The organism is Cedecea sp. Ae19-4 (genome assembly GCF_059801165.1).
In genome coordinates this window covers 422,581-444,168 of sequence record NZ_JBCHWG010000001.1, presented here as the reverse complement: position 1 = coordinate 444,168, position 21,588 = coordinate 422,581, and the positions used below count along the sequence as shown (strand labels likewise).

The 21,588-nt window shown below is 54.0% G+C and carries 18 protein-coding genes; 12 read left to right on the top strand and 6 right to left on the bottom strand.

Translation table 11 applies throughout. From position 1 onward, the window contains the following. Positions 1 to 9: 9 nt before the first annotated feature. The 3 genes from kdpD to AAIE02_RS02040 are packed head-to-tail and all read left to right on the top strand — an operon-like array spanning position 10 to position 3,836. Positions 10 to 2,697: a two-component system sensor histidine kinase KdpD gene (gene kdpD, locus AAIE02_RS02050; RefSeq protein ID WP_008456121.1), complete on the top strand. Its 2,688-nt coding sequence runs from the start codon at positions 10 to 12 to the stop codon at positions 2,695 to 2,697. After that, a complete protein-coding gene (gene kdpE / locus AAIE02_RS02045) occupies positions 2,694 to 3,371 on the top strand; it encodes a two-component system response regulator KdpE (protein WP_498531889.1) in 678 nt (225 codons plus the stop codon). Before kdpD ends, kdpE begins: the two co-directional genes overlap by 4 nt. A gap of 36 nt (positions 3,372 to 3,407) precedes the next feature. Beyond that, positions 3,408 to 3,836, top strand: a complete 429-nt coding sequence (locus AAIE02_RS02040) for an EamA family transporter (protein ID WP_008456117.1) — start codon at positions 3,408 to 3,410, stop codon at positions 3,834 to 3,836. A 34-nt stretch (positions 3,837 to 3,870) separates the two neighbouring features. Here AAIE02_RS02040 and pgm read toward each other — a convergent pair whose 3' ends face one another. Both pgm and seqA read right to left on the bottom strand, forming a co-directional pair. Beyond that, entirely contained in the window at positions 3,871 to 5,514 is a 1,644-nt protein-coding gene (gene pgm, locus AAIE02_RS02035; RefSeq protein WP_498531888.1) for a phosphoglucomutase (alpha-D-glucose-1,6-bisphosphate-dependent), read from the bottom strand. Between the two features lie 27 nt (positions 5,515 to 5,541). After that, positions 5,542 to 6,090 (bottom strand): replication initiation negative regulator SeqA, encoded by a 549-nt coding sequence (seqA, locus tag AAIE02_RS02030; protein ID WP_008456114.1) that lies wholly within the window; start codon positions 6,088 to 6,090, stop codon positions 5,542 to 5,544. 174 nt (positions 6,091 to 6,264) lie between these two features. Here seqA and ybfF point away from each other — a divergent pair, with 174 nt between their 5' ends. The 4 genes from ybfF to fur all read left to right on the top strand — a co-directional run bounded on the left by ybfF (position 6,265) and on the right by fur (position 8,888). Beyond that, a complete protein-coding gene (gene ybfF, locus AAIE02_RS02025) occupies positions 6,265 to 7,032 on the top strand; it encodes an esterase (protein ID WP_498531887.1) in 768 nt (255 codons plus the stop codon). A gap of 141 nt (positions 7,033 to 7,173) precedes the next feature. Further along, positions 7,174 to 7,452 carry a LexA regulated protein gene (gene ybfE / locus AAIE02_RS02020; RefSeq protein WP_498531886.1) on the top strand — a complete coding sequence of 93 codons (279 nt, stop codon included), beginning with the start codon at positions 7,174 to 7,176 and terminating at the stop codon, positions 7,450 to 7,452. Positions 7,453 to 7,631: 179 nt separating this feature from the next. Further along, the gene (gene fldA, locus AAIE02_RS02015) at positions 7,632 to 8,162 is read left to right on the top strand and encodes a flavodoxin FldA (RefSeq protein ID WP_039291198.1); all 531 of its coding nucleotides are present in this window, start codon (positions 7,632 to 7,634) and stop codon (positions 8,160 to 8,162) included. A gap of 279 nt (positions 8,163 to 8,441) precedes the next feature. Further along, complete coding sequence (gene fur, locus AAIE02_RS02010; RefSeq protein WP_008456106.1) at positions 8,442 to 8,888, top strand: ferric iron uptake transcriptional regulator; 447 nt, start codon at positions 8,442 to 8,444, stop codon at positions 8,886 to 8,888. A gap of 94 nt (positions 8,889 to 8,982) precedes the next feature. Here the strand turns inward: fur and AAIE02_RS02005 are convergent, their stop codons facing one another. The 4 genes from AAIE02_RS02005 to nagE form a co-directional block, all read right to left on the bottom strand. After that, complete coding sequence (locus AAIE02_RS02005; RefSeq protein WP_008456104.1) at positions 8,983 to 9,309, bottom strand: ChiQ/YbfN family lipoprotein; 327 nt, start codon at positions 9,307 to 9,309, stop codon at positions 8,983 to 8,985. 47 nt (positions 9,310 to 9,356) lie between these two features. Then, positions 9,357 to 10,763, bottom strand: coding sequence for a chitoporin ChiP (gene chiP / locus AAIE02_RS02000; RefSeq protein ID WP_008456102.1), 1,407 nt, complete (start codon positions 10,761 to 10,763; stop codon positions 9,357 to 9,359). A gap of 464 nt (positions 10,764 to 11,227) precedes the next feature. Further along, positions 11,228 to 12,895 carry a glutamine--tRNA ligase gene (gene glnS / locus AAIE02_RS01995; protein WP_498531885.1) on the bottom strand — a complete coding sequence of 556 codons (1,668 nt, stop codon included), beginning with the start codon at positions 12,893 to 12,895 and terminating at the stop codon, positions 11,228 to 11,230. Between the two features lie 177 nt (positions 12,896 to 13,072). Continuing rightward, on the bottom strand, positions 13,073 to 15,097 hold the full coding sequence (nagE, locus tag AAIE02_RS01990) for an N-acetylglucosamine-specific PTS transporter subunit IIBC (RefSeq protein ID WP_336982233.1): 2,025 nt from the start codon (positions 15,095 to 15,097) through the stop codon (positions 13,073 to 13,075). 334 nt (positions 15,098 to 15,431) lie between these two features. On the opposite strand from nagE, the gene nagB reads away from it, so the two are divergent. The 5 genes from nagB to asnB all read left to right on the top strand — a co-directional run bounded on the left by nagB (position 15,432) and on the right by asnB (position 21,569). After that, positions 15,432 to 16,232, top strand: a complete 801-nt coding sequence (gene nagB, locus AAIE02_RS01985; protein ID WP_008456097.1) for a glucosamine-6-phosphate deaminase — start codon at positions 15,432 to 15,434, stop codon at positions 16,230 to 16,232. Between the two features lie 175 nt (positions 16,233 to 16,407). Then, positions 16,408 to 17,556 carry an N-acetylglucosamine-6-phosphate deacetylase gene (nagA, locus tag AAIE02_RS01980; RefSeq protein ID WP_498531884.1) on the top strand — a complete coding sequence of 383 codons (1,149 nt, stop codon included), beginning with the start codon at positions 16,408 to 16,410 and terminating at the stop codon, positions 17,554 to 17,556. A gap of 5 nt (positions 17,557 to 17,561) precedes the next feature. Next, entirely contained in the window at positions 17,562 to 18,782 is a 1,221-nt protein-coding gene (gene nagC, locus AAIE02_RS01975; protein WP_008456092.1) for a DNA-binding transcriptional regulator NagC, read from the top strand. Between the two features lie 62 nt (positions 18,783 to 18,844). Then, the gene (locus AAIE02_RS01970) at positions 18,845 to 19,600 is read left to right on the top strand and encodes an HAD-IIA family hydrolase (protein ID WP_008456091.1); all 756 of its coding nucleotides are present in this window, start codon (positions 18,845 to 18,847) and stop codon (positions 19,598 to 19,600) included. Positions 19,601 to 19,907: 307 nt separating this feature from the next. Beyond that, entirely contained in the window at positions 19,908 to 21,569 is a 1,662-nt protein-coding gene (asnB, locus tag AAIE02_RS01965; RefSeq protein ID WP_166875832.1) for an asparagine synthase B, read from the top strand. The last annotated feature ends 19 nt before the right edge of the window (positions 21,570 to 21,588 follow it).

Sequence of the window (21,588 nt, the reverse complement as noted above, 5' to 3'; positions counted from 1 at the left end):
GGACGTGTTATGACCGAGGAGCCGCTGCGCCCCAACCCCGATAAGCTGCTGGAGAAAGTCAACCGCCAGCCGCGTGGGAAACTGAAAATCTTCTTCGGCGCCTGTGCAGGCGTCGGGAAAACCTACGCGATGCTTCAGGAGGCGCAGCGCCTGCGGGCGCAGGGCCTCGATGTGCTGGTGGGCGTGGTGGAAACCCACGGCCGCCAGGAAACTGCCGAACTGTTAAAGGGGCTGACGATTCAGCCCCCTCGTCGTATTCACCACCGGGGGCGTCTGGTCCAGGAGTTTGACCTGGACGCCGCCCTCGCCCGCAACCCTGCCCTGATTCTGATGGACGAACTGGCGCACAGTAACGCGCCAGGCTCGCGCCACCCCAAACGCTGGCAGGACGTGGAAGAGCTGCTGGAAGCCGGGATCGACGTCCTGACCTCCGTTAACGTTCAGCATCTGGAAAGCCTGAATGACGTAGTAGGCGGAGTCACCGGGATTCAGGTACGCGAAACCGTCCCCGACCCTATTTTCGACGCCGCCGACGAAGTCGTGCTGGTTGACCTGCCGCCGGACGACCTCCGCCAGCGCCTGCACGAAGGCAAAGTTTATATCTCCGGCCAGGCCGAACGCGCCATCGAGCACTTCTTCCGTAAAGGCAACCTGATAGCGCTGCGAGAGCTGGCCTTGCGACGCACAGCCGACCGCGTTGACGATCAGATGCGCGCCTGGCGGGACAACCAGGGACAGGAAAAAGTCTGGCACACGCGGGACGCCATTCTGCTGTGCATCGGCCATAGCAACGGCAATGAAAAACTGGTTCGCACCGCCGCTCGCCTTGCCGCCAAGCTCGGCAGCGTCTGGCACGCCGTCTACGTCGAAACGCCGCAGCTTCACCGCCTGCCGGAACATCAGCGCCGGACCATTTTAAGCGCTCTGCGGCTCGCCCAGGAGCTGGGAGCCGAAACCGCCACGCTTGCCGATCCCAATGAAGAAAAAGCGGTGCTGCGCTACGCCCGCGAACACAATCTCGGCAAAATCATTATTGGCCGTCATACCACGCGCCGCTGGTGGCACCGTACGTCTTTCGCCGACCGGTTAGCCAAACGCGCTCCGGACCTCGATCTGGTGATTGTTGCGCTGGATGAAAAACCTCTCCCCTCCCCGACCAGAGCACCGGACACCAGAACGCTAAGCGAGAAATGGCGCATTCAACTGCGCGGCTGCGCCGTGGCGGTGGTGCTCTGTGCGTTTATTACCTTTATCGCCAATCAGTGGCTGGTGGCCTTTGATGCCGCCAACCTGGTGATGATCTACCTGCTTGGCGTGGTGATGGTCGCGCTGTTTTATGGCCGCTGGCCGTCCGTCCTCGCGACGGTCATCAACGTGATTAGCTTCGACCTGTTCTTTATTGCGCCGCGAGGCACGCTCGCCGTGTCGGATGTTCAGTATCTGCTGACCTTCGGCGTAATGCTCACCGTCGGGCTGGTGATCGGTAATCTGACCGCCGGAGTACGTTATCAGGCACGCATCGCCCGCTACCGGGAACAGCGCACCCGTCATCTGTATGAAATGTCTAAAGCACTGGCCGATGACCGCACGCCGCAGGACGTCGCCGCCACCAGCGTGCAGTTTATTAACAACACCTTCCAGGCCCGCAGCCTGCTGCTGCTGCCGGACGATCACGGGAAACTCAGCCGTATCGCAGCCGAAGGGGAACCCGCTCAGTGGGATGAAGCGATTGCCCGCTGGAGCTTTGATAAAGGCCAGCCCGCCGGTGCCGGAACGGACACGCTGCCGGGCGTGCCCTACCGCATCCTGCCGCTTAGCACCACGGAAAGGACCCTGGGTCTGCTGGTCGTTGAGCCGGAGAATCTGCGCCAGCTGATGATCCCCGAACAGCAGCGCCTGCTGGAAACCTTTACCCTGCTGGTGGCCACCGCGCTCGACAGGCTGCTGCTCACCGCCAGCGAAGAACAGGCCCGGCTTTCCAGCGAACGGGAGCAAATCCGCAACTCGCTGCTGGCCGCGCTTTCGCACGACCTGCGCACGCCGCTGACCGTGCTGTTTGGCCAGGCAGAAATCCTCACGCTGGATCTCGCCAGTGAAGGATCAAAACATGCCCCGCAGGCCAACGAAATCCGTCAGCATGTGCTGAACACCACCCGGCTGGTGAATAATCTGCTGGATATGGCCCGCATTCAGTCGGGCGGTTTTAATCTTCGTAAAGAGTGGCTGACGCTAGAGGAAGTCGTCGGCAGCGCGCTGAAGATGCTCGAACCGGGCCTCGGCGGCCGCCATATCGCCCTTAATTTGCCTGATCCGCTGATGCTGATTGAAGTCGACGGCCCGCTGTTCGAACGCGTGCTGATCAACCTGCTGGAGAATGCGGTGAAATATGCCGGTTATAAAGCCAACATCGGTATAAAAGCGACCTCGACAGCAGACAAACTGGACCTGGAAGTTTGGGACAGCGGCCCGGGGGTTCCCGCTGGTAAAGAGCTGCTGATTTTTGATAAATTTGCCCGCGGTAACAAAGAGTCAGCTATTCCAGGCGTTGGGCTTGGGCTGGCTATCTGCCGGGCGATTGTTGAAGTTCACGGCGGCACAATTTATGCGCTTAACCGCCCGGAAGGCGGTGCCAGCTTCCACGTTGTGCTACCTTTATCGCCTCCCCCCGAACTCCCTGAAATGATTGAGGTGCTGTGACAACGGTTCTGATAATTGAGGATGAAAAAGAGATCCGCCGCTTTCTGCGCACCGCGCTGGAAGATGAATCGTTGCGCGTGTTTGATGCCGAAACCCTGCAGCGCGGCCTGATTGAAGCCGCCACCCGCAAGCCGGATCTGGTGATTCTGGATCTCGGCCTGCCGGACGGCGACGGCATCGATTTTATTGGTGACTTTCGCCAGTGGAGCCAGACGCCGGTCATCGTCCTGTCGGCCCGGAGTGACGAGCAGGCGAAGATTGCCGCCCTGGATGCTGGCGCAGACGATTTTCTCAGCAAGCCGTTTGGCATCGGTGAACTGCAGGCCAGGCTTCGCGTCGCCCTGCGCCGCCACGTCAGCACCGTTCAGCCCGATCCGGTTTATCAGTTTTCCGAAATTCGGGTCGACCTCGCCTCGCGCCGTATTACCCGCGGCGAAGAGGAAATTCACCTGACCCCCATTGAGTTCCGCCTGCTGGCAACCCTGCTGAATAATCACGGCAAAGTCCTGACCCAGCGCCAGTTGCTTAATCAGGTTTGGGGCCCGAATGCCGTGGAACACAGCCACTATCTGCGCATTTATATGGGCCACCTGCGCCAGAAGCTGGAGAGCGACCCCGCTCGCCCTCGCCATCTGCTCACCGAAACCGGGATCGGCTACCGTTTTATGCTCTGAAGGAGTAATCTCTGGCTCGTTCAAGAGGAGCCCGTTATGAGCGCATGGTTAGTCTACGCCCTGTTGTCTGCCGCTACGGCAGCGCTGGTCGCTATTTTTGGCAAAGTTGGTTTGCAGCATCTGGATGCCAATACCGCCACAGCCGTTCGCGCTGTGGTCATGGCGTTATTTTTAGTTGGGGTGGTCGTCGTTCAGGGAAAACTGAATCTTGTTAGTACGGTGTTTGCCGATAAAAAAGCGCTGCTGTTTATTTTGTTAAGCGGCGTGGCCGGGGCGCTGTCCTGGCTGTTCTATTTTATGGCGATCAAAAGTGGTGACGTGTCGAAGGTCGCCCCTATCGATAAGCTGAGCGTGGTGTTCGCGGTGATTCTGGCGGTGATTCTGTTTGGTGAGAAAGTGTCGCTGATTGCCGGGATAGGCGTGGCGCTTATCACCTGCGGCGCACTGATGGTGGCTTTGGGTTAAAAGAGAAAGGCTCCCTGGGGAGCCTTTTTGCATATTACTTCGCGCTTTTCAGCACTTCGCTGACAATCTCTACCGCTTCTTTCTCGATCTGCTCGCGGTGCTCTGCGCCGAGGAAGCTTTCACAGTAAATCTTGTAGGCGTCTTCGGTGCCGGACGGACGAGCGGCAAACCAGCCGTTCTTGGTCATCACCTTCAGGCCGCCAATGGAAGCGCCGTTGCCCGGTGCCGCCGTCAGACGCGCGGTAATCGGGTCACCTGCCAGCGTGTCTGCACTCACCATTTCTGGCGACAGCTTGGACAGCGCGGCTTTCTGTGCAGAAGTGGCTGGGGCCTGAATACGGTTATAGCTCGGTGCGCCAAAGCGCGCGGCTAACTCATCGTAATGCTGCTGCGGATTTTTGCCCGTCACGGCGGTGATTTCTGCCGCCAGCAGGCACATGATGATACCGTCTTTGTCGGTCGACCATGGGGTGCCGTTGAAGCGCAGGAACGATGCCCCGGCGCTCTCTTCGCCCCCGAAGCCGAAGCTGCCGTCGAACAGGCCGTCAACGAACCACTTAAAGCCAACCGGGACTTCCACCAGCTTGCGGCCCAGATCTTCTACCACGCGGTCAATCATCGCGGAGGAAACCAGGGTTTTACCGACGGCCACATCTTTGCCCCACTGCGGACGGTGCTGGAACAGATAGTTAATAGCCACAGCCAGGTAATGGTTCGGGTTCATCAGGCCCGCTGGCGTGACGATGCCGTGGCGGTCGTAATCCGGGTCGTTGGCAAACGCCAGATCGAATTTGTCGCGCAGCGCCAGCAGGCCCGCCATCGCACATTCGGAGGAGCAGTCCATGCGAATTGCGCCGTCTTTATCCAGGTGCATAAAGCGGAAGGTCTGGTCGACCTGATCGTTCACGATGGTCAGATCGAGGTTGTAATGCTTCGCGATACGGTGCCAGTATTCGATCCCGGAACCGCCGAGAGGATCAACCCCCAGCTTCAGGCCCGCTTTTTGAATCGCGGCCATGTCGACGATATCCACCAGCCCTTCGATGAACGGCTGAATCAGATCCTGCGCCTGAACGTGACCGCTTTCCCAGGCTTTATCCAGCGTAATGCGCTTCACGCCTTTCAGGCCGTCGGCCAGCAACGCGTTAGCGCGATCTTCAACGACTTTGGTGACGTTAGTATCAGCCGGGCCACCGTTTGGCGGGTTGTACTTGATGCCGCCGTCGTCCGGTGGGTTGTGGGATGGCGTGATAACAATCCCGTCCGCCTGAGGGCCGCCCTTTTGGTTATGCACCAGGATGGCGTTAGAAATCGCAGGCGTCGGCGTATAGCCGTTATCCTGCTGCACAATGACGTCCACGCCGTTAGCGGCCAGCACTTCCAGCACGGAGATAAACGCAGGTTCGGACAGCGCGTGGGTGTCTTTGCCCACATAGCATGGACCGGTGATCCCATTCTTTGCGCGTTCTTCAGCGATAGCTTGCGCAATCGCCAGAATATGAGGTTCGTTAAAGCTATGCCGTGCTGCACTGCCGCGGTGGCCGGAGGTCCCGAATTTCACCGCGTGTTCGCTATTCCCCACCACTGGCTTAAGCACGTAATACTGCGCCGTAAGCTGGGCTACGTTAATCAAGTCGCTCTGTTGTGCAGGTTGACCCGCACGATCGTGGTTAGCCATTGGCTCTTCCTTACTGACGCCAGGTTTTTAAATAGTGCCGCAAACCTTTTCAATCAGCTCCGCAGGGAACTGCATTGACTGCATGATGTGTTCGATCATGCTGCATTTACGACCAGTATTCGTATTGGTGATCACCCAGTATGGGGTGCCCGGAACATGTTTCGGCTTGGTTTGATTGCCGTTTGCCAGCAGAGTTTGCTCATCGCCAGCAAAATAGACGCGGGTGCGGCCATGCAGCGATTCAGTGGCTTCGCCAAAGGTTTTTGCATCCAGCATATACAGCGTGGACAGCACCATCATAAAGCGGTTTACGGCTTTATTCTGGGCAGCGTACTCGTCGGAAAGCAGCAGCTCACGAACGGCACGCACGCGATTACGAGCGGTGTTCGCAGGTTTTTCTTCAACAACGGGAGCCGCAGCGCGCTCAGGCGCAGCGGGCGTAGAAGTGGCTGCTGGTGTTTGCCCGGCGGTAAATTTAAGCATACGCCGTAAAATGTCTGACGCGCTCTCGCCGATGTGTTTAGTCTGGCTGGCAATATAGCGGTAAAGCTCGTCATCAACTTCGATTGTTTTCATCTTAATCCAGTGCGATATCTTTTCTGAATACAAGTCGTTGGGATTATAGGGTCAAATCCCAACAGCGAACAGGAGAGGCGACTCAAAGTCAGAGTAAACTGAATATTTGCCGCACGCCCGCGAGAATGCCAACATGATACCCTAACCAAACGAACCAAAATAAAGAACTTTGCCATGAAATTAAATGCTCGCCTGCAAACTGCGCAACAATTGAATAGCAATTCCCCTATCGTACTGATCCACGGCCTGTTCGGCAGCCTGGATAACCTGGGTGTCCTGGCACGTGATCTGGGTAAAGATCATGCGTTGCTGCAGATCGATCTGCGCAATCACGGGCTGTCACCGCGCAGTGATGATATGAGCTATGCCGCAATGGCCGGGGACGTTCTGGACACGCTGGACGAATACGGCATCGAGAAGGCCACATTTATTGGCCATTCCATGGGCGGCAAAGTGGTGATGGCGCTTACCGCAATAGCCCCTCAGCGTATTGATAAGATTGTGATGATAGATATTGCGCCGGTTAACTATCAGGTTCGCCGTCACGACGAAATTTTCGCGGCTATTCGCGCGGTCACCGAAGCGGGCGTAAAAACTCGCCAGCAGGCGGCGCAAATCATGCGCGACCACGTAGCTGAGGAAGGCGTCATTCAGTTTCTGCTGAAATCCTTTGCTGACGGCGAGTGGAAGTTCAACGTGCCCGTGCTTTGGCAGCAATACGAAACTATCGTTGGCTGGCGGCCTGTTCCGGCCTGGCCATATCCTGCACTATTTATTCGCGGCGGGAATTCTCCATATGTTGATGAAAGCCACCGCGAGGCGCTGCTAAGTCAGTTCCCACAGGCCCGTGCTCACGTCATCGCTGGAGCGGGTCATTGGGTTCATGCGGAAAAACCGGATGCCGTTCTACGGGCGATCCACCGTTATATCGACGCAGAGTAGAAAAACTGATTAAAAACAGACCGACCGGGCAGCTGAAGTCGCTAACGCGTTGGCGCGAATGGCGCGCTGATGTATGATGGCGCGCTTAATTGCACCGGCACCCTGCCCCTGCAGCCAGAATTTCCTGTCAGTATTCTAATCATGGCAAAAGAACAAACGGACCGTACTACATTAGATCTGTTCGCGGACGAGCGTCGCCCCGGGCGGCCGAAAACTAATCCGCTCTCGCGCGATGAGCAATTGCGTATCAATAAGCGCAATCAGCTGAAGCGCGATAAAGTGCGTGGTTTGAAGCGGGTTGAGCTAAAACTGAACAATGAGGCGGTCGATGCCCTCAACCAGCTGGCTGACGCCCGTAACATCAGCCGCAGCGAACTGATCGAAGAGATGCTGTTCGAGCAGCTTAAAAATCTCGGGTAACGCCTTCAGCCACCCTGCGGGTTATCTGAAATCTCAAAAGGGTGAGCAAAACCATGTTGCAGACTGTGCACCCGGGCGTGATAGCTGTTTCCGCTGCTGGAGCTGTTCTGCTATGATTGCCCTATACGTGGGCATTGAACGGCCAGCATACTATTAAGTTTCAAGAGGTTATTTTACTCATGGCAATCGTAGGCATTTTTTTCGGCAGCGACACCGGTAACACCGAAAATATCGCGAAAATGATTCAAAAACAGCTCGGTAAAGACGTTGCTGAGGTGCATGACATTGCTAAAAGCAGCAAAGAAGATCTCGAAGGTTTCGACATTCTCTTGCTCGGCATCCCGACCTGGTACTACGGCGAAGCCCAGTGTGACTGGGATGACTTCTTCCCTACGCTTGAAGAAGTCGATTTCAACGGTAAACTGGTGGCGCTGTTCGGCTGCGGCGACCAGGAAGACTACGCGGAATACTTCTGTGATGCGCTGGGCACCATTCGCGACATTATCGAACCGCGCGGCGCGGCGATTGTGGGCCACTGGCCAACCGCGGGCTACCACTTTGAAGCCTCCAAAGGCCTGGCGGATGACGACAATTTTGTCGGCCTGGCCATCGATGAAGATCGCCAGCCGGAACTGACCGCTGAGCGCGTTGAGAAGTGGGTTAAACAGGTTTCTGAAGAACTGAATCTGGCGGATATCATTAACGCCTGATTTCTCTGGCGCAAATACAGCATTTGCGCCATCTTGATAGCTTTTAGCAATGAAAATAATTGCTACAAGTTTGTAACTTTCTCGTACATCCCTGTACAATGTCTTCCTGATAGCTTGGCTGATAATTACTGTAAATGGCGACGCCGCCACGATTTTTCAGCCTTATTTTGCACCATACTTGCGGTTCCCATTTAGAAGTAGCAGTTCTATAATGAGACGCATTACTCTTTACGCTCACTGCAGTTTGAGCGAATCGTTAAGCAACAGGACACTTTCCGCATGACTGACAACAATACCGCATTAAAGAAGGCCGGCTTGAAAGTCACGCTTCCTCGATTAAAAATCCTCGAAGTGCTGCAAGAGCCGGTAAATCATCACGTCAGCGCGGAAGACTTATATAAACGTCTGATCGACATGGGCGAAGAAATCGGCCTGGCGACCGTCTATCGCGTGCTGAACCAGTTTGATGATGCAGGGATCGTGACCCGCCATAATTTTGAAGGCGGCAAGTCCGTTTTTGAGTTGACCCAGCAGCATCACCACGACCACCTGATCTGCCTCGACTGCGGTAAAGTGATCGAGTTCAGCGATGATTCTATTGAATCCCGCCAGCGTGAAATTGCCACTCGCCACGGCATCCGCCTGACTAACCACAGCCTCTATCTGTACGGACACTGTGCTGAAGGTGACTGCCGCGAAGACGACACGGCCCACGATCCTAAATAAGTAATCCGCATTAACAAACGCTGCTTCGGTGGCGTTTAAAAGCAAAAACCGGCAGGTTTCCCTTGCCGGTTTTTTTATTGACTGAAAAAGGCTATCAGCTGTTATTGGCGCGAATCTCCTGCCAAATCTTATCGCAGCGTACCTTCGCGGCTTCATCATTGCCGCTCTTTCTTGCCTGGATACATTTCTGGTAATCCAGCACGTTCACCGTTTCTTTCTCAACAAACGCTTTATGCTGTTTTTCCTGGCGCAGTACGTTCAGCACGCTTTGGCAGGCTTCAATTTTATCCGGATTGCCTTCCGCCGTATTGATACAGGCGCTATAGGCCTGCTTCAGGCGTGAATCTTCCGGAGGTGCAGGAGGTTGAACGCAGGCAGACAGCGTGAATACAGCGGCGGTAATCAGCAGAATCTTTTTCATGTTCGGTTCCTTATAAAAAAACGGGCGCTTGCGCGCCCGGTTTCACATCAGAAGATGGTGAACGGAGCAATCACGATGAATTTCACGTCACGCTCATCCTGGAAGATGTTGCCGTACCCACCGCCCCAGCTTGGGATGTCGGAGTGGTTGTCGTACTGAGTGAAGTGCAGTTTGAACAGCGTGCCTTTCGCACGGCCTTCCTGTACGGTATACATGGCGTCGAGGCTGTAAGAAGACTCTTTGATCTTGTTGGAAGCGAGATCCTGGCGGTTACCGGAAGCATCAAGCGCCCATGTAGATGGTTTTGCGTCCCATGCATAAACGTAAGAAGCACCCACTGCCCAACCCGGCAGGTTCCAGTTGCTCAGGTCATACATTGCACCGAAGAACACGGCTTTTTCACCGTTGGCGTTGAAGTCAGAGCGGTTATCCCACCACACATCCAGACGACCGTTGGAAGACGCGTAGGTTGGCGTCATACGCTGCAGGAAGTAACCCTGCTGGCCTTCTGCCTTCACCATGGTCCCTTCCAGACGCAGGTCGACCTGGCCAATTTTATAGCCAAATGTCAGCGCCTGGAGCCATGCGGTGCCATCGTAGATATCATTGATGGTGTTGTTCGCGGCTTTATCACGGGTGCCGTAGAACTGGTAGCTGGTGCTCAGCGGGCTGCCTGCAACGTCGAATTTGTAGCTGGCTTTAGCAAAGTACTGATCAACAAAGCCCTGAGCCTGACCGAATGCGGCTTCCAGAATCAGATCGTTTTTGAAGTCATACTTCGCGCCGATGGAGTGCAGATAGTCAACTTTGGTCTTTTTATCGTTCTGGTAGAACTTGTCGGTTTCAAGGTGCCATGGCGCCTTGTACTCGTTAGTCCACATGTAGGAGAAGCTCAGCGCACCGGCATCACCGTAGTCAAATGCGGCTCCCGCTTCAGCCCCCTGATAAGTACCAGGCATGAAGCTCCAGTGTGGTGCTAACAGCGTTTGACCGGTTGGCTGAATGTAACCTGCGCGAGCCCAAACCGGGCCGTATTTGAATTTGGCCGCCGCTTTATAAAGGCTGATGCCACCTTTATCGCCGGAGTAGTCTTCGTCGTAGGTTTTATTTTTAGAGGAGAATGCGATTTCGTTCGGGTGACCGCTGGCGCTGTCTTCGGCCATTTCAATGGCGGTGAAAGCGGCAATATCAAAACCAAACATATCGGCCGCATAGCCAGACTGGAAGTCGAGGTTGGCGTTCCAGGTTGAGTGCGACAGGTTAGTTTTGTACTTACCGTCGGAGACGTCTTTACGGTCACGTTCACGCTGCCAGTAATAGATGCCGCCGGTCAGCGTGGAGTCATCAACAAAGCCCGCGGCGCTAGCCTGCGGAGCCACGACAAAACCTGAAAGAGCGGTAACGCTTGCAATAGCAAGAGCAAGCGCACTACGTTTGCCACTAAACGTACGCATAGTTAAATTCCTCTTTGACGTAAAAATCATCGTCTGACGTGAAAAGCGCCAATGACGAAAAAAAGTAAAATTGCCTGACGGCTAAAAGCGGTTTTTGCCTAACACACCCGCATTACTGCTGCTCATAGACTATTTTTCGCGACGCGAATTATCAATGACTTTGTATCAGAGATTTCCTGGAGTATGACAGAGAGCACATAATCTATGTGCATTTGTAACAAAATTGCGCAGCAGATTATTAACCCTGATTACGATTGATTTTAAGAATAAAACTTCATTGAGAGCGCTTTCATTATAAGCATCAGGAGATTACGGGGAAGGCATGACTTCCTGTGAGGAAATTTTCACAGAAATGTGAATGAGAATTAATTCGCATCGCGAATGTGCATATAAGGTTAATGACTGGTAATCAAAAAGAAAAAACGCCGCATTTAGCGGCGTTTTCATCAGGCAATAAACGGCAATTATTCGCCGATCTTAGCCCAGGTATCACGCAGGCCAACGGTGCGGTTAAACACCAGTTTTTCCGCCGTCGCATAGCGGCTGTCCAGGCAGAAGTAACCTTCACGCTCGAACTGATATGCCTTACTTTTTTCCGCGTTCTGCAGACTAGGCTCAGCGAAGCCCTGGCGAATGATCAGGGAATCCGCATTAATGGTAGACAGGAAGTCTTCCGCAGCCCCTGGATTCGCGACGCTAAACAAGCGGTCGTACAGACGAATTTCAACCGGCAGCGCGTGTGCCGCGCTCACCCAATGAATAACACCCTTCACCTTGCGACCGTCCGCCGGATCCTTGCTCAGGGTTTCCGGATCGTAGGTGCAGTAAAGTTCGGTGATATTACCTTCTGCGTCTTTTTCTACGCGTTCGGCTTTGATCACATAGGCATTACGCAGGCGAACTTCTTTACCCAGCACCAGGCGCTTGTACTGCTTGTTTGCTTCTTCGCGGAAGTCAGCGCGATCGATATAGATCTCGCGGCTGAACGGCACTTCACGGCTACCCATTTCAGGTTTGTTAGGATGATTCGGCATGGTAACCGTCTCTTCTTCACCTTCAGGGTAGTTAGTGATAATAACTTTTACCGGATCCAGCACGGCCATTGCACGCGGCGCATTCTCGTTAAGATCGTCACGGATGCAGGATTCCAGAGAAGCCATTTCAACGGTGTTGTCCTGCTTGGTTACGCCAATGCGCTTACAGAACTCGCGAATGGATGCTGCGGTATAGCCGCGGCGACGCAGGCCGGAGATAGTCGGCATACGCGGGTCGTCCCAGCCTTCTACAATCTTCTCGGTCACCAGCAGGTTCAGCTTACGCTTGGACATGATGGCGTATTCGAGATTCAGGCGAGAAAATTCGTACTGACGCGGGTGAGCAGGAATGGTGATGTTATCCAGCACCCAATCATACAGACGGCGGTTGTCCTGGAACTCCAGGGTACACAGCGAGTGCGTAATGCCTTCCAGCGCATCGGAAATACAGTGGGTGAAGTCGTACATCGGGTAGATGCACCACTTGTTGCCGGTCTGGTGGTGATCGGCAAATTTAATGCGGTACAGCACCGGGTCGCGCATAACGATGAACGGCGAGGCCATATCGATTTTGGCACGCAGGCAGGCGGTACCCTCGGCAAACTCCCCGTTGCGCATTTTCTCGAACAGCGCGAGGTTTTCCTCAACGCTACGATCGCGGAACGGGCTATTTTTACCGGGCGCAGTCAGAGAGCCACGGTATTCACGAATTTGTTCCGGACTCAGCTCATCAACATACGCCAGTCCTTTATTTATCAGCTCAACGGCATAATTAAAAAGCTGGTCAAAATAGTCAGACGAATAACGCACGCTGCCGGACCAGTGGAAGCCCAGCCATTCAACGTCGTGCTTGATGGACTCTACGTATTCGATGTCTTCTTTTACCGGGTTTGTGTCATCGAAGCGCAGGTTGCATTGCCCCTGGTAATCCTGGGCGATGCCAAAGTTCAGGCAAATAGACTTGGCGTGACCAATATGCAGATAGCCATTTGGCTCAGGCGGAAAACGGGTGCAAATACTGGTGTGCTTACCGTTCGCCAGGTCTTCATCAATAATCTGACGAATAAAGTTAGTTGGGCGGGCTTCAGCCTCACTCATCGCGGGTTCCTCAAAGCGTGTACCTTAGTTAACGGCGTATGATCTAATAAGCGGCCTCGGGAAACAACCTTTAGTTGCATAAATTAGGGTTATCCATGTCGGCTAACGGCACGCAATAAAAAAGCGGCTGACGATTTACGTCAGCCGCTTAAGGCACAAATGCTTACTCAGGAGCGATTATTTGCCTTTAATCTCATACAGTGGCGTTTGGCCTGCAACCACCTGACCTTTAGCCTGGATAACCAGACCGCTGAAGTCGTCGATGTTGCTGCAAACTACCGGGCTAATCATGGAGCGCGCGTTGGCGTTCAGGAAATCGAGATCCATTTCCAGAATCGGCTGGCCGGCAACCACTTCGGCCCCTTCTTCCACCAGACGCGTGAAGCCTTTGCCACCCAGAGCAACGGTATCGATGCCCATGTGAACCACAATCTCTGCACCTTTTTCTGTTTCAAGGCAGAACGCGTGGTTGGTGTTGAAGATTTTCACGATGGTCCCGGCGGCAGGAGAAACCACGGTTTTGTCCGTTGGCTTAACGGCTACGCCATCACCGACTGCTTTGCTGGCGAAAGCTTCGTCAGGCACCTGATCCAGCTCAACCACGTCGCCAGTGACTGGAGAAACCAAAGCGGCAATAGTTGTGCTGGTCGCGTTTGGAACAGCCTGTGGTTTAGCCGCAGCAGCCGGTGCCGCAGCAGCAACAGGCGCCGCTGCTTCTACAGTGCCAGCTGTTTTCATTGCGTTAGCAATTTTTTCTGCCGCAAAGCCAACGATGATTTGCACGCTGGTTTTGTTCAGGCGAATAACGCCTGTCGCACCGAGACGCTTAGCCAGCGCTTCGTTAACAACGGAAGAGTCTTTCACGCTCAGGCGCAGACGAGTGATACAGGCATCAATACCGGTCAGGTTTGCAGAGCCACCTACCGCAGAGATGTACTGACGAGCCAGACCAGAAACGTCCTGGTTTGCGTCACCGCTCACGTTCACGTCCTGACCATCAGCTTCGTCACCGGCTACAGCCAGTTCACGGCCTGGCGTCAGCAGGTTGAATTTGGTGATAGTGAAACGGAACACCACGTAGTAGAGAACGAAGAACACCAGACCCTGAGGGATCAGCATCCACCAGTGGGTTGCCAGCGGGTTACGGGAAGAAAGCACCATATCCACCAGGCCCGCGGAGAAGCCAAAGCCCGCAATCCAGTGCATGCTTGCTGCGATAAATACGGAGATACCGGTCAGCACTGCGTGAATCACGTACAGTACCGGCGCAACGAACATGAAGGAGAACTCCAGCGGTTCGGTGATACCGGTGAAGAACGCAGCGAAAGCAGCGGCCATCATGATACCGGCAACTTTTGCTTTGTTTTCAGGACGTGCACAGTGGTAGATGGCCAGCGCTGCACCCGGCAGACCGAACATCATGATTGGGAAGAAGCCCGCCTGGTAGCGACCGGTGATACCGACAACCGCTTTACCTGCTTCGATGGACTGAGCGCCACCCAGGAAGTTAGGGATGTCGTTAATCCCTGCCACGTCAAACCAGAACACGGAGTTCAGAGCGTGGTGCAGGCCAACCGGGATCAGCAGACGGTTGAAGAAGGCGTAGATACCTGCGCCCGCAGAACCCAGCTTCTGAATGTGCTCCCCGAAGTTCACCAGACCGTCGAAGATCATCGGCCAGACGTACATCATGATGAAGGCAACAACGATCATCAGGAAGGAGGTGAGGATAGGAACCAAACGGCGACCGCTGAAGAACGAAAGCGCTTTCGGCAGCTCAACACCGCTGAAGCGATTGTACAATTCCGCAGAGATAATACCGACCAGAATACCTACGAACTGGTTTTCAATTTTACCAAATGCCGCCGGAACCTGATCCACCGGAATTTTCTGGATCATAGCAACCGCTGCCGGTGAGCAGAGGGTGGTCAGAACCAGGAAGCCAACAAAGCCGGTCAGTGCCGCGGCACCGTCTTTGTCTTTGGACATACCGTAAGCGACGCCGATGGCGAACAACACGGACATGTGATCGATAATGGCGGAACCGGATTTAATGAAGAGCGCCGCTAACGCGTTGTCTCCACCCCAACTGACTGGGTCAATCCAGTAACCAACCCCCATTAATATTGCTGCTGCTGGCAGTGTAGCCACCGGCACCATAAGTGCCCGGCCCACGCGCTGTAGATAACCTAGAATACTCACTTTATTCCCCCTATGAGACCCCGTTAAGGCTCGCTCAAGCAGTGTTTTTATTGTCTTACTTACATTGAATACACGGCGACGATTCACATCACACGGTGAAGTGTGAAAAAAATTAATTCGTACCGCAAATTAAACGCACCTTTTTTGTGATATTTATCACCAAATATCGCTTCAACCCTCCCCCTTCACTGGCTATCTCCGAAAACTTATTTTATGATTCAAAAAATCAAGACGGATTGATCCCTGTCGGTTCAGTATAAAAGTGGTTTACCCTTATGCTTATCGAGATCGATTCAGCTAACCCTATTTTTACTCTTAAACTACGAGGTGAATGATGAGACTGATTCCCCTGGCTACCCCGGCACAAGTCGGCAAATGGGCAGCTCGCCATATTGTAAATCGCATCAATGCATTCAAACCGACCGCGGACCGTCCTTTTGTTCTGGGTCTGCCAACCGGCGGCACGCCGCTGGAAGCTTACAAAGCTCTGGTTGAGATGCATAAAGCAGGCCAGGTTAGCTTTAAGAACGTCGTTACCTTCAACATGGATGAATACGTCGGCCTGCCGAAAGAACACCCGGAAAGTTATTATACTTTCATGCACCGCAACTTCTTTGATCACGTTGATATCCCTGCAGAAAATATCAACCTGCTGAACGGCAATGCGGAAGACGTTGATGCAGAGTGCCGCCGCTACGAAGAGAAAATTCGCTCCTACGGCAAAATTCACCTGTTCATGGGCGGCGTAGGTAACGACGGTCATATCGCGTTCAACGAACCAGCGTCTTCTCTGGCTTCCCGCACCCGTATTAAAACCCTGACCCATGACACACGCGTGGCAAACTCCCGCTTCTTCGGCGGCGACGTGACTCAGGTACCTAAATACGCGCTGACCGTTGGCGTGGGCACCCTGCTGGATGCAGAAGAAGTGATGATCCTGGTGCTGGGTGGCGTCAAAGCGCTGGCGCTGCAGGCGGCCGTGGAAGGCAACGTTAACCATATGTGGACTATCACCTGCCTGCAGCTGCATCCGAAGGCGGTAATCGTGTGTGACGAGCCGTCCACCATGGAGCTGAAGGTGAAAACGTTGAAATATTTCAACGAGCTGGAAGCAGAAAACATTAAAGGCCTTTAAGGCCTGGTCGGCCACTGATGCGCCTCAAACGGCAACCGCTGAGGGCGTCAATAGTTCTGGAAAATCAATGCATTGGTTTTCTAAAGTCAGTCATAAAGAGGAAGGTGTTTCGGCTTTTCCTCTTTATTAGCGATCTTACAGTCTTAAAGCACGACGTTATTACCGGGGGTAGGATATGTATGCATTAATCCACGGTCGGATTTATACCGGCCACGAAATTTTGGATGACCACGCGGTAGTTATTGCCGATGGCCTGATTGAGCGCGTTTGCCCTGTTGATGCACTGCCGGCAGGTATCGAAACGCGCGATGTGGGCGGAGCCGTCATTGCCCCCGGTTTTATTGATGTACAGCTGAACGGCTGCGGCGGCGTGCAGTTTAACGACACAGCAGAAGCCGTTTCCGTTGAAACGCTGGAAATCATGCAGAAAGCAAACGAACGCTCAGGCTGCACCAGCTACCTGCCAACGCTTATCACCACCAGCGACGAGCTGATGATGCAGGGCGTGAAAGTCATGCGCGACTATCTGGCGAAATACAGCCATCAGGCGCTGGGCTTGCACCTTGAAGGGCCGTGGCTCAACATCGTGAAAAAAGGGACGCACAACCCAGGCTTCGTCCGCAAGCCGGATGCGAAGCTGGTTGATTTCCTCTGCCAGAATGCCGATGTGATCACCAAAATCACCCTCGCACCTGAAATGGTTGAGCCATTAGTCATTCAGAAACTGGTGGCAGCAGGCATCATCGTTTCTGCCGGTCATTCCAATGCAACGATTAAAGAAGCCAAAATTGGCTTCCGCGCAGGGATCACCTTCGCAACCCACCTTTTCAACGCGATGCCTTATATTACCGGCCGTGAACCTGGCCTTGCGGGCGCAATTTTTGATGAAGCCGACGTTTACTGTGGCATCATTGCTGATGGTTTACATGTGGATTATGCGAACATCCGCACCGCAAAACGTGTGAAGGGCGATAAACTGTGCCTGGTTACCGACGCAACCGCGCCGGCAGGTGCCAACATCGATCAGTTCATTTTTGCTGGCAAAACAATATACTACCGTGACGGTCTGTGCGTAGATGAGAACGGTACGCTGAGTGGGTCTGCATTGACCATGATTCAAGGCGTTCGCAATTTGGTGGAGCACGCGGCCATCGCACTGGATGAAGTTCTGCGAATGGCAACCCTCTACCCTGCTCGCGCCATGGGCGTGGATAAACACCTGGGCGCAATCGAAGCCGGTAAAGTGGCCAACCTCACCGTGTTTAACCGCGACTATAAAATTATCAAGACCATCGTTAATGGTAACGAGGTCGTAACTGAGTAAATAGCATGACGACTGGCGGACAAGCCCAAATTGGTAACGTTGACCTGGTAAAACAGCTGAATAGCGCGGCGGTCTACCGCCTGATTGATCAGCACGGTCCCATCTCGCGCATCCAGATTGCCGAACAAAGCCAGCTTGCGCCCGCCAGCGTCACAAAAATTACTCGCCAGCTTATTGAGCGCGGCCTGATAAAAGAAGTCGATCAGCAGGCCTCCACCGGCGGCCGCCGCGCTATCTCTATCACTACCGAAACACGTAACTTTCACGCTATTGGCGTGCGCCTCGGGCGCCACGACGCCACTATCACCCTGTTCGACCTGAGCGCGAAATCCATCGCCGAAGAGCACTATCCGCTGCCGGAACGCACGCAGGAAACGCTCGAGCATGCGCTGCTTAACGCCATTAGCCACTTCATCGAAACCTGGCAGCGTAAAACCCGCGAACTTATCGCTATTTCCGTCATCCTGCCAGGGCTGGTTGACCCCGAAAGCGGCGTGATCCGCTACATGCCGCACATCGCCGTCAACAACTGGGCGCTGGTCGACAGCCTGGAAAAACGTTTCAAGGTGACCTGTTTTGTCGGCCATGATATTCGCAGCCTGGCGCTGGCCGAGCACTACTTCGGTGCAACCCACGACTGCGAAGACTCTATTTTGGTGCGGGTTCACCGCGGCACCGGGGCGGGCATCCTGTCAAACGGGCGGATTTTTATCGGCCGCAATGGGAACGTGGGTGAGATTGGCCACATTCAGGTCGATCCGCTGGGCGAGCGCTGCCACTGCGGTAATTTTGGCTGCCTGGAAACCATTGCCGCGAACGCCGCCATTGAAAAACGCGTCCGCCATTTGCTGGAGCAAGGCTACAACAGCCGCCTGACGCTGGATGATTGTAGTATTCAGGCCATCTGCAAAGCGGCCAATAAAGGCGATGCGCTGGCCTGTGAAGTGCTGGAACATGTTGGCCGCCATCTGGGGAAAGCCATCTCCATCGCCATTAACCTGTTTAACCCGCAAAAAGTTGTCCTTGCCGGCGAGATAATCGAAGCCGAAAAAGTGCTGCTGCCTGCCATCGAAGGCTGCATCAACACCCAGGTATTGAATGCCTTCCGTAAAAACTTGCCTATCGTCTGCTCAAAGCTGGACGACCGCTCGGCAATTGGCGCCTTTGCGCTGGTTAAGCGCTCAATGCTAAACGGCGTCTTGCTTCAGCATTTGCTGGAAAGTTAATGCTGCCCAGGCAGCATTTTACGCTATAGTTACCGACTTCATTCCGTGAGCCAGAGTTGTTAATGACCACCATCCAGAACGTAATTTGTGATATCGACGGCGTGCTGATGCACGACAACGTCGCCGTGCCGGGCGCTAATGAATTTCTGGCACGTATTCTTGAAAAAGAAATGCCGCTGGTGCTGCTAACCAACTACCCTTCCCAGACCAGCCAGGATCTTGCCAACCGCTTTGCCTCCGCGGGCATCGACGTGCCGGAGAGCGTGTTTTACACCTCGGCCATGGCCACGGCTGATTTCCTCCGTCGTCAGGAAGGTAAGAAAGCCTATGTCGTCGGTGAAGGGGCGCTGATTCACGAGCTCTATAAAGCTGGATTTACCATTACCGACATCAATCCCGACTTTGTCATCGTCGGTGAAACCCGCTCTTTTAACTGGGAGATGATGCATAAAGCCGCTTACTTTGTGGCAAACGGGGCGCGTTTTATTGCCACCAACCCTGACAGCCACGGCCACGGATTTAGTCCGGCCTGCGGCGCGCTTTGCGCTGGCATTGAGAAAATCTCCGGGCGCGAGCCGTTTTATGTCGGCAAACCAAGCCCGTGGATTATTCGCGCGGCGCTTAACAAAATGCAGGCGCATTCCGAGCAAACCGTTATCGTCGGCGATAACCTGCGGACGGATATTCTCGCGGGCTTCCAGGCCGGCCTTGAAACCATCCTTGTGCTGTCTGGCGTCTCCAGCCTGAACAACGTTGACGATATGCCCTTCAGGCCGAGCTGGATTTACCCCTCTGTGGCTGAAATCGATATCTTCTAATTCAGAATGCCGGCCCAGAGCCGGCATTTTTATATCGATAAAAAATTGCCGCGTAGCAGAAGCAAACCTCAGTGCAAATTGTTAAAAATTGACGATCCGTTAATTTTAACGCCCAAAACATCATCATTTTTCATCAATCAGCAATCCTCACTGCACTATTTATTAGCTGAAAGCTAAAAGCCTTGCATTCCCTTCAGCGATTGAGCATTTTCATTACTAAGCAACGCAGCAAAGCCGCAGTAAAAGCAAAAATCGGCAACGCAGCACCACAACTCAAATCGCTCAGGCAAGTGTACGGAGAAGTTATATGTGTTCTATCTTTGGCGTTCTGGATATCAAAACTGATGCAGTTGAATTGCGCAAAAAAGCGCTGGAATTATCGCGCCTGATGCGCCATCGTGGCCCGGACTGGTCGGGTGTTTACGCCAGCGATAAAGCGATTCTTGTGCACGAACGTCTGTCCATCGTTGACGTCAACGCGGGCGCTCAGCCGCTGTACAACACCGAAAAAACTCATGCCCTGGCGGTTAACGGCGAAATCTACAACCACCAGGCTCTGCGCGCCGAATACGGCGACCGTTATACCTTCCAGACCGGTTCAGACTGTGAAGTCATCCTGGCGCTGTATCAGGAAAAAGGCCCTGACTTCCTTGATGAGCTGCAGGGGATGTTCGCCTTCGCACTTTACGACAGCGAGAAAGACGCTTACCTGATTGGCCGTGACCACATCGGTATTATCCCGCTGTATATGGGCCACGATGAACACGGCAACCTGTACGTCGCTTCAGAAATGAAAGCCCTTGTGCCTGTTTGCCGCACCATCAAAGAGTTCCCGGCGGGCAGCTACCTTTGGAGCAAAGACGGCGAAATTCGCAGCTACTACCAGCGCGACTGGTTCAGCTACGAAGAAGTAAAAGACAACGTCACGGACAAAAACGCGCTGCGCCAGGCGCTGGAAGATTCCGTGAAGAGCCACCTGATGTCCGACGTGCCTTATGGCGTTCTGCTGTCCGGCGGGCTGGACTCTTCGGTGATTTCCGCGATCACCAAGAAATTTGCCGCACGTCGCGTAGAAGATGAAGAGCGCAGCGAAGCGTGGTGGCCGCAGCTGCACTCCTTCGCCGTCGGCCTCGAAGGTTCTCCTGACCTGAAAGCCGCGCAGGAAGTCGCTAACCACCTGGGCACGGTTCACCACGAGATCCACTTCACCGTGCAGGAAGGTCTGGATGCGATCCGCGATGTTATTTATCACATCGAAACTTATGATGTGACAACGATCCGCGCTTCAACACCGATGTACCTGATGTCGCGTAAGATTAAAGCGATGGGCATCAAAATGGTGTTGTCCGGGGAAGGCTCTGATGAGGTATTCGGCGGTTACCTGTACTTCCACAAAGCGCCAAATGCCAAAGAACTGCATGAAGAAACCGTACGTAAACTGCAGGCTCTGCACATGTTTGACTGTGCCCGAGCGAACAAGGCGATGTCTGCCTGGGGCGTTGAAGCCCGCGTCCCGTTCCTGGATAAAAAATTCCTCGACGTGGCAATGCGCATCAACCCGCAGGACAAAATGTGCGGCAACGGCAAAATGGAGAAGCATGTCCTGCGCGAGTGCTTCGAATCCTACCTGCCGGCAAGCGTGGCGTGGCGCCAGAAAGAGCAGTTCTCTGACGGCGTGGGCTACAGCTGGATTGATACGCTGAAAGAAGTGGCCGCTGAACAGATTAGCGACCAGCAGTTGGCCACCGCCGCCTACCGCTTCCCGTACAACACACCGGGCTCGAAAGAAGCCTATTTGTACCGCGAAATCTTTGAAGAGCTATTCCCGCTGCAAAGCGCGGCAGAATGCGTACCTGGCGGCCCGTCAGTGGCCTGTTCTTCCGCAAAAGCAATCGAATGGGATGAGTCGTTCAAAACCATGAACGATCCATCAGGACGCGCGGTAGGTGTGCACCAGGCCGCCTATTAATCGCTGATTTAGCTTAAAA